Source organism: Tardiphaga sp., assembly GCF_041424195.1.
Taxonomy (GTDB): domain Bacteria; phylum Pseudomonadota; class Alphaproteobacteria; order Rhizobiales; family Xanthobacteraceae; genus Tardiphaga.
In genome coordinates this window covers 19,140-34,463 of record NZ_JBGMOE010000163.1, presented here as the reverse complement: position 1 = coordinate 34,463, position 15,324 = coordinate 19,140, and the positions used below count along the sequence as shown (strand labels likewise).

Genomic DNA, 15,324 nt, shown 5'->3' with positions numbered 1-15,324 from the left:
CAAACTGCAGAGCCGTAGGATGGGTAGAGCGCAGCGAAACCCATCAAATCCACATGCGAGATGGCTGACGGGTTTCGCTACGGCGCCAGACGCCTGCGCTCTACCCATCCTGCGATCATCGATCTTCCCACTTCGGCTCGCGCTTTGCGATGAACGCGCCGATCCCTTCCTCAGCGTCGCGCGCCATCATGTTCTCGGTCATCACCTCGGCGGCGAAGCGATAGGCATCCGCGAGGTTCATCTCGGCCTGGCGATAGAACGCTTCCTTGCCGATCTTCACCGTATGCGCCGACTTGCGCGCGATCTGCTGCGCCAGTGCGATCGCTGCATCGCGTTCGGTGCCGGCGGGGACGACGCGATTGACCAGGCCGATCTCGCGCGCGTGTTCTGCCGAGATGGGCTCGCCGGTGAGCAGCATCTCCATCGCCTGTTTGCGCGGGACGTTGCGCGACAGCGCCACCATGGGGGTCGAGCAGAACAGGCCGATATCGACGCCCGGCGTCGCGAATTTGGCTTGCTCGGAGGCGATGGCGAGATCGCAGCTCGCCACGAGCTGGCAGCCTGCGGCAGTGGCAACGCCTTGCACCGCTGCGATCACCGGCTTCGGCAGCCGCACGACGGCCTGCATCATGGCGCTGCAGATGGTCATCATATGCGCGAAATAGGCGCGGCCGCGGTCAGCATCGGCGCGGCGCGCGGTGAGTTCTTTCAGGTCGTGCCCGGCGGAGAAGACCGAGCCGTTGGCGGCGATCACAACGGCACGCACGGCTTTGTCACTGGCAATGTCATCCAAGGCGGCGTGCAACTCGCCGATCAGGCCTTCGGACAGGCTGTTGCGGGCGGCCGGGCGGTTCAGCGTCAATACGCCGATGTTGCCGACCGTCTCACGCAGAAGAATGGATGGTTGCGCTGTTTCCGCGCGTGCTGGTTGAACCATGACTTGAGATTCCATCGCTGGGCAGGACCGTCACCATATTGTAACAGGACGGCACAAGCGAGAGCAGGGTAGAGACATGGCGACTGCGAAAATGAGCGTGGCTGAACTGGAGTCGTTTCTGAAACGCGAGTTCCCACAGGCCTTTGGCGCCGGCGATATTGCGATTGAAAGCGCTGACGGTACCACGTGCCTGCTGCGCCAGACCTATGGCGAGCGCATGCTGCGCCCGGGCGGAACAGTGTCGGGCCCGACGCTGATGGCTCTGGCCGATTTCGCCATGTATGTCGTGCTGCTGTCGGCGATCGGCCCTGTGGGCCTCGCGGTGACCACCAGCCTGAACATCAATTTCCTGCGCAAGGGCCTGCCGGGGCAGGATGTGCTGGCGGCCGCCAAGCTCTTGAAGCTCGGAAAACGCCTCGCAGTAGGGGAAGTGACCCTGTTATCAGGCACTTCGGCCGACCCGATCGCCCATGTGACGTCGACCTATTCCATTCCGAACGTTGGGTAATTCCAAGGGTATTATAGAACCATAATTATAACGCGATGATTTAGCTGGTGAATTTAGCCATCTTTGGCATTGACGGAATCCGGTTGTCTATCTAGAAACGCCCTCAGTTCGGCGGATCACCGCCGATATCCCCTTTTCATGGATATTCACAATGAAGACGTTTTCGGCAAAGCCCGCCGAGATCACGAAGAAGTGGATCGTCATCGACGCCACTGGTCTCGTGGTGGGCCGGCTGGCCACGCTGGTCGCAATGCGGCTGCGCGGCAAGCACCTCCCGACCTATACCCCGCATGTCGATTGCGGCGACCATGTCATCATCGTCAACGCGGACAAGGTGGTGTTCACCGGTCGCAAGCGTGAAGACAAGGTTTATTACAACCACACCGGCTTCATCGGCGGCATCAAGGAAAAGACTGCGAAGTCGATCCTCGAAGGTCGTTTCCCGGAGCGCGTTGTCGAGAAGGCTGTCGAGCGCATGATCCCGCGCGGTCCGCTCGGTCGCGTCCAGTTCGGCAATCTGCGTGTTTACGCCGGCGCCGAGCATCCGCATGAGGCCCAGCAACCAGAAGCGCTCGACGTTGGCGCGTTGAACCGCAAGAACAAGAGGGCCGCATAATGTCCGATACCATGCAGTCTCTCGACCAGCTGTCGTCGCTGAAGGTGTCCGCACCGGACGCGCCGCGTTACGAGAAGAAGGTCGACAAGCAGGGCCGCGCCTATGCCACCGGCAAGCGCAAGGACGCGGTTGCCCGCGTCTGGATCAAGCCGGGCGCCGGCAAGGTCGTCGTCAACACCCGTGAAGTCGAAGTGTACTTCGCACGTCCGGTGCTGCGCATGCTCATCCAGCAGCCGCTGGTCGCAGCAGCCCGCGCTGGCCAGTACGACGTGATCTGCACCGTTGCCGGCGGCGGTCTGTCCGGCCAGGCCGGTGCCGTGCGTCACGGCATCTCCAAGGCTCTGACGAACTTCGAACCGGATCTGCGCGGCGTCCTCAAGAAGGGCGGCTTCCTGACCCGCGACTCGCGTGTCGTCGAGCGCAAGAAGTACGGCAAGGCGAAAGCCCGCAAGTCCTTCCAGTTCTCGAAGCGCTAATTTCTGCTTCGATAAAATTTGCTGCAAATGCGGTGAATGCAATTTTGAAAAGGGCGCCTTCGGGCGCCCTTTTTGCGTTCTGGTCCACCGCCGGATGCTGACAGATTGACGCAGTTTTTCGAGAAAACTTGTGCGGGCGCGCAAACGGATTTCCAATCGGTACACTCCTATGTTCGATGATGGCGAAGAGGCCAGTCCGAATCATGATGGTTTGGAAATCTCGCAACAATTGCCGGTGCTCGAACATGTCGCTCGATTCTTCCACGCTCTATCTGGTCGCGACCCTGGTTGCAGCGATGTTGGGCGGGATGCTGCTGTTCTTCGGACGGCAGGAGAAAATTGCGGCCCTCAACTGGTGGGGGGTGGCCTACCTGCTCGGCGCCGTATCGGTCGCATTGTGGACGCTTGCCTCGTCGCTCCTGGGTGAGATGCTGTCGCTGGCATTCAATGCCGTGGGCTTCGTCGCTTGCGGCATGGTGTGGAACGCCGCACGCGTGTTCCATGGCCGCAGCCCCAGCTGGGCCGGCCTGTTTCTCGGCGCTGTCGCCTGGATCGCTGTCATCGTCACGCTGCCGGCCGAGGCCGCCTCGCTGCGCATGACCATCGGCGCCGGCATCGTGGCGCTTTATGCGATGCTGACGGCGCATGAGTTGTGGAACGAACGTCGCAAGGCGGTGCAACGGCGCTGGCCGACCATCCTGGTGCCGATGCTGCACGGCTTCGTCCTGATGCTGCCGATCCTGCTCGGCGATTTCCTGCATCCGGATCACAGTAGTTTCGGCAGCAGCATCTGGGTCACGGCCTTCGCCATCGAGCTCGTGCTCTATGCGGTCGGCACGGTGTTCCTGATCTTCATGCTGGTCTCCGAGCGCGCGGTGACGGCGCATAAGGTTGCCGCCTCCTGCGATCCGCTCACCGGCCTGTTCAACCGCCGAGGCTTCTCCGAGGCTACGGCGCGGATGATCGAGCGCGAGGCGAAAGCCGGCCGGCCGGTCACGGTCATGATCTTCGACATCGACCACTTCAAGTCGATCAACGATCGTTTCGGCCATCCCGCCGGCGACGAGGTGCTGAAACTGTTTGCCACGGTCATCACGCATACGCTGCGGATCACCGATCTGTCGGGCCGCATCGGCGGCGAGGAGTTTGCAGCGATGTTGCCCTGCAGCCTGGACGAGGCGATGCAGGCGGCCGAGCGCGTGCGCGAGGCATTTGCGACCTGCGGCATCCAGGTCGACGAGGCGCCGGTCGCGACCACCGTGAGTATCGGCGTCGCCGGCGGACCGGCCGGGACCGAGCTCGACGTCCTGCTGGCTGCCGCGGACACTGCGCTCTACCAGGCCAAGCGCAGCGGGCGTAACCGCGTGCAGGCCGCGGAAGAAGAACCGTTGTCGCTGGAGCAGGGGCGCCGCGCCGCGGTGGTCGGGCAAACGGCGAAGCCGAGCGTCGTGCGGGCTGCCGTCACGATGACGGCAAACGGCGTGCGATAAAGGATCCGTTTACCATTCGATCCCTATGGTCATCGCATGATGACCTCGCGTGACTCGACCTCGACTACAGCCCTGATGTCGCTTGAAGCAGCCGCTGCTTCGGCCCGTGCCGGCTTTGCCTGCATGTTTTCGAGTTCGGACGAATACGAGACCGCGCTGATCACCGAGCGTCGTGCGCAGGGGCGCTACGGCGCGCCGCACAGCAAACTGCCGGTCATCGCTTTCATCGGCTGCTGCGTCATGGTCGTCGGCACGGTCTTGCTGTTCGTCTGATCACGGCCCCGCGCCGCCTTCACCGAACCCCGACTTTGCGGTAAAGACACCGACCGCAAAACAAAGGGTCGGGAAACCATGATCACTGAAATCGCACAGATCGACGTCAAGCCGGGCACCGAGAAGGATTTCGAGGCAGCCGTCGCCAAGGCGAAGCCGCTGTTCCTCCGCGCCAAGGGCGGCAAGGGTTTTGAGCTGCACAAGTCGGTCGAGATGCCGTCGCGCTACCGTCTCGTCGCCAAGTGGGAGACGCTTGAAAACCACACCGTCGATTTCCGTGGTTCGCCCGATTTCGCCGAATGGCGCGCGCTGGTGGGCCCGTATTTCGAAACGCCGCCTTATGTCGAGCACACCGAAACCGTACTGACCACGTAGGGGTAACCCAAACTCAGTCCCTCATGGTGAGGAGGCGCTTCTTCAGCGCCGTCTCGAACCATGAGCTGACTTGGCTCGAAGCCTGTGGCCATCCTTCGAGACGCGCGCCTTCGGCGCGCTCCTCAGGATGAGGGATCAGGTTACGCCGCCATCGCCTGATCCTGCGCAGAGGCTTCGTCCTCTTCACGCATGAAGTCGATGACGACCTTGACGATCGCCAGCACCGGCAGCGCCAGTGCAAGGCCCCAGACGCCGAATACTACGCCGAGCAGGATCTGGAACGCGAACAGCGTGGCCGGCGGAATGTCCAGCGCCTGCCGCTGCAGGATGGGCGTCAGGATGTAGCTCTCCAGCGCATGCACGCCCATGAACAGCGCAAAGGCTGATGCGGCGGCGACCCAGCCCGAGGCGAGGCTGGCGAGCACCACGATCAGGCCGCCGAGCAGGGCGCCGACGGTGGGAATGAAGGCGAGCAGGCCGGCCTGAACGCCGAGAATGAAGGCGCTGGGAATCCCGATCAGCTTCAGCCCGATCCAGGTGATGGCGCCGACGACGACCATGGTGATCATCTGCGCGATCAGCCAGCGCTGCAGCGTGTCGCTGATGCGATCGACGATGACCGTCATCGGCCCGCGACGTTTCGGCGGTGTCAGGTGCAACAGCCCTTTGCGGTAAACGCTGGGCTGTGCGGCAAACGATAATCCCAGAAACAGCACGATGAAGAAGTTGCCGACCGCGCCGACGGTACCGAGCAGGATTTTCAGTGTCTGGCTGACGATGGCGCCGCCTGATGATGCGATGGCGCCGGCGCTCGGAAGGCCGCTGCCGGATTTCGGCGTTGAGGTGGCCGGCGACGTGCCGGGCTCGGCAGGCGTATCCGACGTGATGCTGTTGAAATCGAAATAGCTGGTGTCGACGCCGTGCTGCTCGAGATAGGTCTTTACGTTGACGACCTGTGACTTGAGGGTTCCGGACAGCGTCTTCGCCTGATTGGCGATGGTGGATCCGCCGAGATACATCACGCCGACGAGCATGCCGGCGAGCACGATGCAGACCATTGCGAGCCGCATGGGATGCGGGCCGCCCATGAAGCGCCCGAATAATTCCGTCAGCGCGTTGAGCGCCACGCCGAGCAGGACGCCTGCAAAGATCAGGAAGAGCGTTCCCGAGAAGTACCAGGCAAAGCCTATGAGGATCGCGAAGGACACCGTGGCGATTCCGCCCGCCGTGATCGCCCAAGCAAGGTCGCTACGCGTCTGGACATTGGCTTCTGCGGGCACGGTGAATCCCCTGGATCGATTGGACTTTCACTGTTCCGTCAATTGCATCGGGGATCAAGACATATCGCCGCTTTGACGTCTCCGTCGCGATCGTGCATGGCCGATTGGGGGGAGGCCAATAACAATGAACATGCTGAAATGGGTCGGTCCGGTCGGATTGCTGGCAGCCCTGGTGATCGGGGACCAGATCCGGATCAACCGGCCCGCGCACAAATATCGGCTGACCATGGAGGTCGATACGCCCGATGGCGTAAAGTCGGCCTCGCATGTCGTCTCCGTGCATCCCTATCGGGGCTACCAGCCGGGCGGCAAGGTGACGTCACGGGGCGATGCGGTGGTCGTGGATCTCGGCGGCGGCAGGAACCTTGCCGCGCTGATGCTGCATGACGACAAGGGCAGCGCGGATTTCGACGGCGCCAATTTCGTGGCGATGCGGGCCTATCAGGCAGCCGGACGCAAGATCGCCTTTCGCGACGTCAGCAGCCAGACCGGCGCCGTTCCGGTCACCGGCGAATTGATGCCGGTGCTGGCGAGTTTCACAGACCCCCGGGACGCCTCGACCATGCGCAGGATGCAGCCGGATGACCTGTCGTCGTTAGGCGCTGGCGTGCGCTTGCGCGGTGTCACGGTGGAGACCGTGGCCAATGGATTCTGGCCGGTCGATTTCGGTGGCGTTCTCGGTGCCCCGGTCACGCGCAGTGTCACCGCAAAGCTGCCATGGGCGGACAGCGAAGTAGAGGCGGCGCGCGCGGTCACCGCCGTCGGCTTCTCCGATCTGCTTGAGGCATCGCGCGCTTTCACGCGCAAATAGCAGCCACGAAAAAGGGCGCTCCGTTTCCGGAGCGCCCTGATCGGTTCTGGCTGTGAGGCCCGAAGGCTTACAGCGAGTAGTACATGTCGAATTCGACCGGGTGCGGCGTCATTTCGAAACGCATCACTTCGGTCATCTTCAGTTCGATGTAGCTGTCGATGAAGTCGTCGTCGAACACGCCGCCGTTCTTGAGGAAGCCGCGGTCCTTGTCGAGATTCTCGAGAGCTTCGCGGAGCGAACCGCACACCGTCGGGATCTGCTTCAGCTCTTCCTTCGGCAGGTCGTAGAGATCCTTGTCCATGGCCGGACCCGGATCGATCTTGTTCTTGATGCCGTCGAGACCGGCCATCAGCATCGCGGCGAAAGCGAGATACGGATTGGCCATCGGATCCGGGAAGCGGACTTCGACGCGCTTGGCCTTCGGGTTGGTGGTGTAGGGGATGCGGCAGGAGGCAGAACGGTTGCGCGCCGAATAGGCGAGCAGCACCGGGGCTTCATAGCCGGGGACCAGACGCTTGTAGGAGTTGGTTGACGGGTTGGTGAAGGCGTTGATCGCCTTGGCGTGCTTGATGATGCCGCCGATGTAGTGGAGGCAGGTCTCCGAGAGGTCGGCGTACTTGTTGCCGGCGAACACCGGCTTGCCGTCCTTCCAGATCGACTGGTGCACGTGCATGCCCGAGCCGTTGTCGCCGAAGATCGGCTTCGGCATGAAGGTGGCGGTCTTGCCGTAGATATGCGCGACCTGATGGATGCAATACTTATAGATCTGCATCTGGTCGGCCATGTAGGTCAGCGTGTCGAACTTCATGCCGAGTTCGTGCTGGGCCGACGCCACTTCGTGGTGATGCTTCTCGACCTTGACGCCCATGCGGGCCATGGCGCCGAGCATTTCCGAGCGCATGTCCTGCACCGAGTCCTGCGGCGGGACGGGGAAGTAGCCGCCCTTGGTGCGGATGCGGTGGCCGAGATTGCCGCCTTCATATTCGGTGTCGGAGTTGGTCGGCAGTTCCGACGAGTCCAGCTTGAAGCCCGTGTTGTAGGGATTGGCCGAGAAACGCACGTCGTCGAACACGAAGAATTCGGCCTCAGGGCCGACGAACACGGTGTCGCCGACACCCATGGACTTGACCATGGCTTCGGCCTTCTTGGCGATGCCGCGCGGGTCGCGGTTATAGGGCTCGCCGGTGGAGGGCTCCAGAATGTCGCAGGTGATGACCATGGTGGTCTCTGCGAAGAACGGGTCGATGGTCGCCGTTGCCGGATCGAGCATCAGCATCATGTCGGACTCGTTGATCGCCTTCCAGCCGGCGATCGAGGAGCCGTCGAACATGGTGCCTTCGGCAAACATCTCTTCATCGACCATCGAGACGTCGAAGGTCACGTGCTGCCACTTGCCGCGGGGATCGGTGAAACGCAGGTCGACGTACTTGACGTCATTGTCCTTGATGGACTGAAGGACTTCTTTGGCGGTCGTCATGGGGCTCCCTACCTTTATTTGCGGGCCGATTTCCGGGACGTAACAATCTGTCGTGACGATCAGGTCACAACGGCATGTTTTCAACAAGTCAAACCGTCAACAAGAGAAGGCTGCCGAAGCAGCCCTTTTGGTGACGCCTTGAAGCGTTGAATGTCGGATAGCACCCGGCTTGGAGAGCGTCCAGTCCGTCGGGTCCTGTGTCGCAGGTCCCAGCCGTCAGATCGCGTCGAGTCCAGACTCGCCGGTACGGATGCGCACGGCTTCCTCGATGTTCGACACAAAGATCTTACCGTCGCCGATGCGGCCGGTTTGCGCGGCGCGACGGATGGCGTCGATCGCCTTTTCGACGAGGTCGTCGGAGATCACGATCTCGATCTTCACCTTGGGTAGAAAGTCGACGATGTATTCAGCGCCGCGATAGAGCTCGGCGTGGCCCTTCTGACGACCGAAGCCCTTGGCTTCCGTGACCGTAATGCCCTGCAACCCGACTTCCTGAAGAGCCTCTTTGACCTCGTCCAGCTTGAACGGCTTGATGATGGCTTCGATCTTTTTCACTGAACGTCTCCTCGGCACTTCTAATCAGGCCGCACATAGCTTTGATCATTGCGCGTTTTGCGCACACTGTTCGATACCCAATTTCGGGCGTTATTGCGCTGCCGCCACGCCGCATCGACGAAATCTCGCCTGATGCGGTAGACGGTCGGCCACCCCCTGTCTCTTAAACAGGTGTCTTTCAACATTTGCCGGTGAGCGCGACGGACCCGAAGCTGGCTTCCTTAAAAGCAGGGTCCGTGCCAAGTTCGCTCTTCGGCTATTTTTGGAGCATTATCAGGTTATTACATCGCACCTGAAGAGGTTTGCATCAAGAGTATTCAACTACTTTTGCCTAGAGAATGATCAAATTGATCGCGCGTTGTGCAGTTTTGCCCTGCTGCGTTCGCGCGTGACGCGAGTGCCTTCCAAAAAGGCGTAGTAGGAAGCGATATGAATATTCTGACGACCGACGAGATGGCGCGTGCCGATCAACTGACGATTGCAGCCGGAACGCCAGGCTTCAAACTGATGCGCGCAGCCGGGCGGGCCGTAGCAGATGTGGCCGGCGAACTCGCTGAAGAGGGGCCGATCCTGATCGTGGCCGGGCGCGGCAACAATGGCGGCGACGGTTTCGTTGCGGCGGCCGAACTCGCAGCGCAGGGGCGGGACGTTTCGGTGATCCTGCTATGCGACCGGGCGACGCTGAAGGGCGATGCGGCGCTGGCGGCCAAGGGATGGAAGGGCGACGTGCTGCCCTGCGATCCCTCCCTGATCGGCCAACCGGCACTCATCATCGATGCACTGTTTGGCGCCGGGCTCAATCGTCCGGTCAAGGGCGATCCCTTGATCATGATCGACGCCATCAATGCAGCCGGCGTTCCGGTGCTGGCCGTCGATCTGCCGAGCGGCATCAATGGCGATTCAGGGGCCGTGATGGGCGGCGCGATCAGGGCGACCGAGACCGTGACGTTCTTCAGGCCCAAGCCGGGCCATCTGCTGGTGCCGGGCCGGGTGCATTGTGGCCGGCTGCGGGTGATCGATATCGGCATCGATGAGGACGTGCTGGACGAAATCCGTCCGCAGACCTCCGAGAACAATCCCGACCTGTGGGCCGACGCCTTTCCGGTGCCGAAGATCAACAGCCACAAATTCTCGCGGGGGCATGCCGTGGTTGTCTCCGGCGACATCGCGTCCACGGGCGCCGCCCGGCTGTCCGCCCGGGCCGCTTTGCGCGGCGGGGCAGGCCTGGTGACGGTGGCGTCGCCGCGCGATGCGCTCGCCGTCAATGCCACGGCACTGACGGCGGTGATGGTACGGCCGGTGGATACGGCGGCGGAGTTCGCCGCGCTGATCGGCAGCAAGGTGTCAGCCTGCGTGATCGGGCCGGGCGCCGGTGTGGGCGAGCGGACGCGCATGTTCGTGGAGGCCATCCTGGCTGCGAGGCGCCATGCGGTGCTCGACGCGGATGCGCTGACCAGTTTTGCGGAGGCGCCCGATCGGCTGTTCGGCTTGATCAAGGGCAATCCCGAAGCGGGTGTCGTGCTGACACCCCATGAAGGTGAATTTTCACGCATCTTCAGCAAAGTAGATCGGGAACATCCAGCAGTATCTAAGCTTGAACGTGTTCGTCTGGCGGCGAAAGAGTCCGGTTCTATCGTCCTGTTGAAAGGGCCGGATACGGTCGTGGCGTCGCCGGACGGCCGCGCCGCCATATCAGCCAATGCGCCGCCCTGGCTGGCAACTGCCGGGTCCGGCGACGTGCTGGCCGGCATCATCGGCGCGCTGCTGGCCCAGGGCGTTCCGGCCTATGAGGCGGCCTGTATCGGCGTGTGGATGCATGGCGAGGCGGGTAGCGAGGCCGGGCCGGGGCTGATCGCCGAGGATCTGACCGAAGTGCTGCCGGCGGTATTCCGCCGGCTCTATGACCAGCTCGGTATCCAGTACTGAGCTAAGAGTCTTGTTTGGTCGCGTTTTCTTGACGCGACCCGGTATCCACTTCGCTTGAAAACGCGCTGTCAGTCGACGCTGTACCAGCGGACCTGCCGCGGGGCGGCCCAGTCGGCCATGAAAGCCTCCATCAGCCAGCGCCCGACATTGTTGGCGGCAAAGGCGATGCGCTGGGTCTGGCCGGCGTCCAGCGCCAGGGTGTCGAGCCAGAACGGCTTCCAGCCGTCATCGAGCCGGTCGAGCAGGCGGACGTGATGGCCGTGGATCTGGAGCACCATCGGGCTGGTGGCCCGGTTGGTCAGCGTCAGCACCACAGCGCGGCCGGGCTTGGTCCGGAAGGCCGGCGGCGTGCTGGCGGACAGATCGGCCGGCTTCACCCATTCGGGACTGACGGCGCTCAGCGCCATGTCGACGCGCAGCGCGCCCTTGAGGTCCAGTTGCGCGGGCAATCCGTTGGATGGCAGCGGTGCCGCGGCCGGCAGCGGCGCGGCGCGCAGCGGAGGGGCATTGGACATGGTGATCTGGCCGATCGGTCGGGCCGCCTTGCCGTCATGGAGCAGGATCGCGGAGGTCGATCCCGCCGGCCTGACGGTATCGATGAAGACGTCGATCCGGGTTCCGGGCGCCAGCACCACCTGATTGTTGCGGGCTGGGAACGGCTCCGACGGCTGTCCGTCGATGGCCATGACGCGCACCTCGTGATCGTCGAATTTCAGAGCAACCACATTGCGTTGGCAGCCGTTGATGAGACGGAGTCTGAGCCGTTCATTGAGCCGCGCCGTCAGCTCCAGCGTGGGTTTCCGGTTGATCAGGAACAGCGCGACCGCGTCTTTCGGGTCCATGCCGGGGGCGAGCAGGCTGCCGTCCGGCTTGAGGCGGAAGTCCTCGATCAGCAGCACCTCGTCGCGGTCCACCGTGACCGGATCGCTCTCCTGGACGACCAGGCTGCGGACCTGGGACGGCAGCGCCTGACCGTCGCCGAGAAGGCGCATGTCCAGATACGATGTTCCGGCACTGCGCATCTGCAGCTTGAACCCGTCCTTGCCACCGGCTGCGACCGGCTTGCGGTCGAGCAGCGGCGCAATCCCGGACACGCCGTTAATGCCCCGGCAGTTCAGTGCGATAGGGGCAGGTAGCTGATTGGCGAGATGAACGGAGATCTCGTCGCCGCGGTTGAAGCGCAGCGGACCCTTCTGGGCCGAATACAGCGTCCAGGCCTCAGTGGAGGTGCCGGGCTTCACGGTGAACGGACCGGCCTTGGCCTGCAGTTCCAGCGCAGTGACGGCCTGGGCGAGGGTGCCCCTGGGCAGAATCGGGGCGATCAAGGCGCTCCCGGCGCCCGCGAGCAGGGTCCGGCGCGTGAGGGGGAGAAAGCGGTTCGTCATGTCCAAATCCCGACCATTTTGCCGCGCTAAAGTCCAGTTGCCGGGGCTGCGGCAAGTAAGCCGCTATGTGACCATTTTTTTGCTGCGAACCACTGTCCCCATGTTATAAGCCCGCCGCTCGCGACATCGCGGCCGGACATGATGTTTTTAGCGGGCGTGGCGGAATTGGTAGACGCGCTGGATTTAGGTTCCAGTGACGAAAGTTGTGGGGGTTCGAGTCCCTCCGCCCGCACCAAGCGCACATAGCGTTTGACCATGACGATTTCCGGACACGTTTCCGCGGAGGCAAGCCCTTCACGTGAATGGGTCCGCCGAACCATCGACGCAGGCTTTCCGGTCGCGCGTCGGACGAATTTTACAATGTCGGGCCCTCGAGCCGGACCAAGCGGGAAGAAGATTGACGCCATGCAGGTGAATGAAACCCTCTCCGAGGGATTGAAGCGCGAGTTTTCGGTCAACGTGCCGGCTGCCGACATCGAAGCCAAGGTCGATGCGCGCCTCGATGACATGAAGGGCAAGGTCAAGCTCAACGGCTTCCGTCCGGGCAAGGTTCCCGTTGGTCACCTGAAGCGGCTCTATGGCCGTTCCGTTGCCGCCGAGACCGTCGATGAATTGATCCGCGACACCAACACGCAGATCTTCACCGAGCGTGGCTTCAAGCTCGCGTCCGAGCCCAAGATCACGATGCCGACCGAGCAGAAGGAAGTCGAAGACATCCTGTCGGGCAAGTCGGACCTGAATTACACCGTCGCCATCGAAGTCGTGCCGCCGATCGCGCTCGCCGACTTCAAGAGCTTCACCGTCGAGAAGCCGGTGGCTGAAGTGACCGATGCAGACGTCGATGAAGCCATCAAGCGCGTCGCCGACCAGAACCGTTCGTTCACCGAGAAGGCCGGCAAGGCCGAGTCGGGAGACCGCGTCACCGTCAACTTCAAGGGCACCATCGACGGCGTCGCTTTCGATGGCGGTACTGGCGAGGACATCCCGGTTGCGATCGGCTCCAACACCTTCATCCCGGGCTTCGAGGAGCAGCTGATCGGCATTGCCGCCGGCGAGACCCGCACCCTCAAGGTGTCGTTCCCGACCAACTATGCCAGCGAGACGCTGGCCGGCAAGGCCGCGGAGTTCGAGACCACTGCGACCAAGGTTGAATCACCGGTCGATACCGTGATCGACGACGAGTTCGCCAAGACCCTCGGCCTCGAGTCCCTCGACAAGCTGAAGGAAGCTGCGCGCGAGCGTCTGGTTGCGGAATTCGCCGGCGCGACCCGCCAGCGCGTCAAGCGTCTGCTGCTCGACCGTCTCGACGAGACCCACAAGTTCGATGCGCCTCCGTCGCTGGTCGACGAAGAGTTCAAGCTGATGTGGAATTCGATCCAGCAGGAGATGGCATCGTCGGGCAAGACCTTCGCCGACGAGAACACCACCGAGGAAGCTGCCCAGGAAGAGTATCGCAAGATCGCCGACCGCCGCGTGCGTCTCGGTCTCGTGCTCTCGGAGATCGGCGAGAAGAACAAGATCACCGTCAGCGATGACGAGGTCAGCCGCGCCGTGATCGAGCGCGCCCGTTCGATGCCGGGCCGCGAGAAGGAAGTTTGGGACTTTTACCGCAGCAATCCCCAAGCCTTGGCCCAGCTTCGTGCACCGATCTACGAGGACAAGGTCGTCGACTTCATCCTTGAACTCGCCAATGTGACCGAGAAGAAGGTGTCCAAGGACGACCTGTACAAGGACGAGGACGAGAAGGCGGCTTAAGCCTGGAGACGTCGGATGGGTTGAGCGCAGCGAAACCCATCGCTTCCAGTATGCGTGATCGATGGGTTTCGCGAAGACGCTCTACCCATCCTGCGCGCGACCGTTCGGTTTAGAACCTTCTAATCAGAACGCCGGCCGGGTCCTCCAGCCGGCGTTTTGACGTTAAGGATACCGCTCGAAACAGGTTCCAAAAGGGCTCCAGCGCTTTGCGGTGGCCGTCCGAATCGGCTTGAACTGAGGTTCAGGGCGGCATGTGGACCGGTGGTCTTGTTGCTGCTCGATTGGTCCATATCTGTGGGCTCTGTTTGTTGTTCCTGCATCACGGGACGTCCGTCCTTTCCCGGCAAACCGTAACCGGTTCCAGTCTTGCCGATGGACGTGTGTCTCCTCCAACCTTTCGGGTGATCAATGCGCGATCCGGTAGAAACCTACATGAACCTCGTCCCGATGGTGGTCGAACAGACCAACCGCGGTGAACGGGCTTACGATATCTTTTCGCGCCTGTTGAAGGAGCGCATCATCTTCGTGACCGGTCCGGTCGAGGATGGCATGTCGACGCTGACCGTTGCCCAGCTTTTGTTTCTCGAAGCCGAGAATCCGAAGAAGGAAATCTCGATGTACATCAACTCGCCCGGTGGCGTGGTGACGTCGGGTCTGGCGATCTACGACACGATGCAGTTCATCCGTCCGCCGGTGTCGACGCTGTGCGTCGGTCAGGCCGCGTCGATGGGCTCGCTGCTGCTGACAGCAGGCGAGAAGGACATGCGCTTCGCGCTGCCGAACGCCCGCATCATGGTTCATCAGCCGTCAGGCGGCTTCCAGGGCCAGGCCACCGACATCCTGATCCATGCCAAGGAAGTCGAGAGCCTGAAGCGCCGGCTCAACGAGATCTATGTGAAGCACACGGGACGTCCTTACGAGGACATCCACAACGCGCTCGAGCGCGATAACTTCATGACGGCGGATCAGGCGAAGGATTTCGGGCTGATCGACAAGGTCATCGACAAGCGCGCTGAAGAATCGAGCCCGGCGAAGCCGGCCTAAACGACGCCGCATTCGGCGAACATATCGACAACCGAGACAGACGGCGCCCGCGCGCCGCCTGTCCCAAACCAGCCATATCGATCAAGCTTTTCCCGAATTGGTACTATGTGCCGACGCCAGCAGACGCGAGAGTTCCGCTTTCGTGCTGGTCGGGTGGTGTCATTCACGCAACGTTCCCCAATTTTCCGGGCGCCCTCGCGTAAATGCCGTAAATCACGCTATTGTCACGCGCCAGGAGATGGTGCCGATTAGCGAATTCTTGATCATCGGCTGTCAGCATGGTTCGCTGATGCGGATCGGTTAGTATCGCGGGAGAGTCGAGTTAGCCGTGATTCGTGCGGCATTCTGGAACTAGGTCTTTTTTGGTACGGATTTTGCTCTATCTACGGGTGGTGTCCCGTAACTGGGCGACCGGC

The 15,324-nt window shown here is 62.2% G+C and carries 15 protein-coding genes and 1 tRNA gene; 11 read left to right on the top strand and 5 right to left on the bottom strand.

Annotated elements, in window-relative coordinates; translation table 11 throughout:
• Window positions 1–115: 115 nt before the first annotated feature.
• Window positions 116–937: an enoyl-CoA hydratase gene (locus ACEK02_RS21880; protein WP_371423653.1), complete on the bottom strand. Its 822-nt coding sequence runs from the start codon at window positions 935–937 to the stop codon at window positions 116–118.
• Window positions 938–1,013: 76 nt separating this feature from the next.
• Between ACEK02_RS21880 and ACEK02_RS21875 the strand changes: the two genes are divergently transcribed.
• The 6 genes from ACEK02_RS21875 to ACEK02_RS21850 all read left to right on the top strand — a co-directional run bounded on the left by ACEK02_RS21875 (window position 1,014) and on the right by ACEK02_RS21850 (window position 4,675).
• Window positions 1,014–1,445 (top strand): PaaI family thioesterase, encoded by a 432-nt coding sequence (locus tag ACEK02_RS21875; protein WP_371423652.1) that lies wholly within the window; start codon window positions 1,014–1,016, stop codon window positions 1,443–1,445.
• Between the two features lie 151 nt (window positions 1,446–1,596).
• Complete coding sequence (gene rplM / locus ACEK02_RS21870; protein ID WP_371423651.1) at window positions 1,597–2,061, top strand: 50S ribosomal protein L13; 465 nt, start codon at window positions 1,597–1,599, stop codon at window positions 2,059–2,061.
• On the top strand, window positions 2,061–2,537 hold the full coding sequence (rpsI, locus tag ACEK02_RS21865; RefSeq protein WP_371423650.1) for a 30S ribosomal protein S9: 477 nt from the start codon (window positions 2,061–2,063) through the stop codon (window positions 2,535–2,537). Before rplM ends, rpsI begins: the two co-directional genes overlap by 1 nt.
• 245 nt (window positions 2,538–2,782) lie before the next feature.
• Complete coding sequence (locus ACEK02_RS21860; RefSeq protein ID WP_371423649.1) at window positions 2,783–4,027, top strand: diguanylate cyclase; 1,245 nt, start codon at window positions 2,783–2,785, stop codon at window positions 4,025–4,027.
• A gap of 36 nt (window positions 4,028–4,063) precedes the next feature.
• Entirely contained in the window at window positions 4,064–4,300 is a 237-nt protein-coding gene (locus tag ACEK02_RS21855; RefSeq protein WP_371423648.1) for a hypothetical protein, read from the top strand.
• Between the two features lie 78 nt (window positions 4,301–4,378).
• Complete coding sequence (locus ACEK02_RS21850) at window positions 4,379–4,675, top strand: antibiotic biosynthesis monooxygenase (RefSeq protein WP_092142187.1); 297 nt, start codon at window positions 4,379–4,381, stop codon at window positions 4,673–4,675.
• A gap of 140 nt (window positions 4,676–4,815) precedes the next feature.
• Here ACEK02_RS21850 and ACEK02_RS21845 read toward each other — a convergent pair whose 3' ends face one another.
• Window positions 4,816–5,955: an AI-2E family transporter gene (locus ACEK02_RS21845; protein ID WP_371423647.1), complete on the bottom strand. Its 1,140-nt coding sequence runs from the start codon at window positions 5,953–5,955 to the stop codon at window positions 4,816–4,818.
• Window positions 5,956–6,079: 124 nt separating this feature from the next.
• Between ACEK02_RS21845 and ACEK02_RS21840 the strand changes: the two genes are divergently transcribed.
• Window positions 6,080–6,766, top strand: a complete 687-nt coding sequence (locus ACEK02_RS21840) for a hypothetical protein (protein WP_371423646.1) — start codon at window positions 6,080–6,082, stop codon at window positions 6,764–6,766.
• 67 nt (window positions 6,767–6,833) lie between these two features.
• On the opposite strand, the gene glnA is transcribed toward ACEK02_RS21840, so the two are convergent.
• On the bottom strand, window positions 6,834–8,243 hold the full coding sequence (gene glnA / locus ACEK02_RS21835) for a type I glutamate--ammonia ligase (protein WP_371423645.1): 1,410 nt from the start codon (window positions 8,241–8,243) through the stop codon (window positions 6,834–6,836).
• 216 nt (window positions 8,244–8,459) lie between these two features.
• Window positions 8,460–8,798: a P-II family nitrogen regulator gene (locus ACEK02_RS21830; protein ID WP_143573288.1), complete on the bottom strand. Its 339-nt coding sequence runs from the start codon at window positions 8,796–8,798 to the stop codon at window positions 8,460–8,462.
• Window positions 8,799–9,227: 429 nt separating this feature from the next.
• Here ACEK02_RS21830 and ACEK02_RS21825 point away from each other — a divergent pair, with 429 nt between their 5' ends.
• Entirely contained in the window at window positions 9,228–10,724 is a 1,497-nt protein-coding gene (locus ACEK02_RS21825; RefSeq protein WP_371423644.1) for an NAD(P)H-hydrate dehydratase, read from the top strand.
• Between the two features lie 68 nt (window positions 10,725–10,792).
• Here the strand turns inward: ACEK02_RS21825 and ACEK02_RS21820 are convergent, their stop codons facing one another.
• Entirely contained in the window at window positions 10,793–12,109 is a 1,317-nt protein-coding gene (locus ACEK02_RS21820) for a multicopper oxidase domain-containing protein (protein WP_371423643.1), read from the bottom strand.
• A gap of 150 nt (window positions 12,110–12,259) precedes the next feature.
• Between ACEK02_RS21820 and ACEK02_RS21815 the strand changes: the two genes are divergently transcribed.
• The 3 genes from ACEK02_RS21815 to ACEK02_RS21805 all read left to right on the top strand — a co-directional run bounded on the left by ACEK02_RS21815 (window position 12,260) and on the right by ACEK02_RS21805 (window position 14,908).
• Window positions 12,260–12,344 (top strand) — tRNA-Leu (locus ACEK02_RS21815).
• Window positions 12,345–12,514: 170 nt separating this feature from the next.
• Window positions 12,515–13,864, top strand: a complete 1,350-nt coding sequence (gene tig, locus ACEK02_RS21810) for a trigger factor (protein WP_371423642.1) — start codon at window positions 12,515–12,517, stop codon at window positions 13,862–13,864.
• Between the two features lie 408 nt (window positions 13,865–14,272).
• A complete protein-coding gene (locus tag ACEK02_RS21805) occupies window positions 14,273–14,908 on the top strand; it encodes an ATP-dependent Clp protease proteolytic subunit (protein ID WP_371423641.1) in 636 nt (211 codons plus the stop codon).
• The last annotated feature ends 416 nt before the right edge of the window (window positions 14,909–15,324 follow it).

Bases quoted from the DNA above. Each gene is read 5' to 3' on its own strand.
- ACEK02_RS21840 (WP_371423646.1), top strand. From the start codon at position 6,080: ATGAACATGCTGAAATGGGTCGGTCCGGTCGGATTGCTGGCAGCCCTG.
- ACEK02_RS21860 (WP_371423649.1), top strand. From the start codon at position 2,783: ATGTCGCTCGATTCTTCCACGCTCTATCTGGTCGCGACCCTGGTTGCA.
- rplM (WP_371423651.1), top strand. From the start codon at position 1,597: ATGAAGACGTTTTCGGCAAAGCCCGCCGAGATCACGAAGAAGTGGATC.
- ACEK02_RS21820 (WP_371423643.1), bottom strand. From the start codon at position 12,109: ATGACGAACCGCTTTCTCCCCCTCACGCGCCGGACCCTGCTCGCGGGC.
- ACEK02_RS21875 (WP_371423652.1), top strand. From the start codon at position 1,014: ATGGCGACTGCGAAAATGAGCGTGGCTGAACTGGAGTCGTTTCTGAAA.
- ACEK02_RS21850 (WP_092142187.1), top strand. From the start codon at position 4,379: ATGATCACTGAAATCGCACAGATCGACGTCAAGCCGGGCACCGAGAAG.
- ACEK02_RS21880 (WP_371423653.1), bottom strand. From the start codon at position 937: ATGGTTCAACCAGCACGCGCGGAAACAGCGCAACCATCCATTCTTCTG.
- tig (WP_371423642.1), top strand. From the start codon at position 12,515: ATGCAGGTGAATGAAACCCTCTCCGAGGGATTGAAGCGCGAGTTTTCG.
- glnA (WP_371423645.1), bottom strand. From the start codon at position 8,243: ATGACGACCGCCAAAGAAGTCCTTCAGTCCATCAAGGACAATGACGTC.
- rpsI (WP_371423650.1), top strand. From the start codon at position 2,061: ATGTCCGATACCATGCAGTCTCTCGACCAGCTGTCGTCGCTGAAGGTG.
- ACEK02_RS21855 (WP_371423648.1), top strand. From the start codon at position 4,064: ATGATGACCTCGCGTGACTCGACCTCGACTACAGCCCTGATGTCGCTT.
- ACEK02_RS21825 (WP_371423644.1), top strand. From the start codon at position 9,228: ATGAATATTCTGACGACCGACGAGATGGCGCGTGCCGATCAACTGACG.
- ACEK02_RS21805 (WP_371423641.1), top strand. From the start codon at position 14,273: ATGCGCGATCCGGTAGAAACCTACATGAACCTCGTCCCGATGGTGGTC.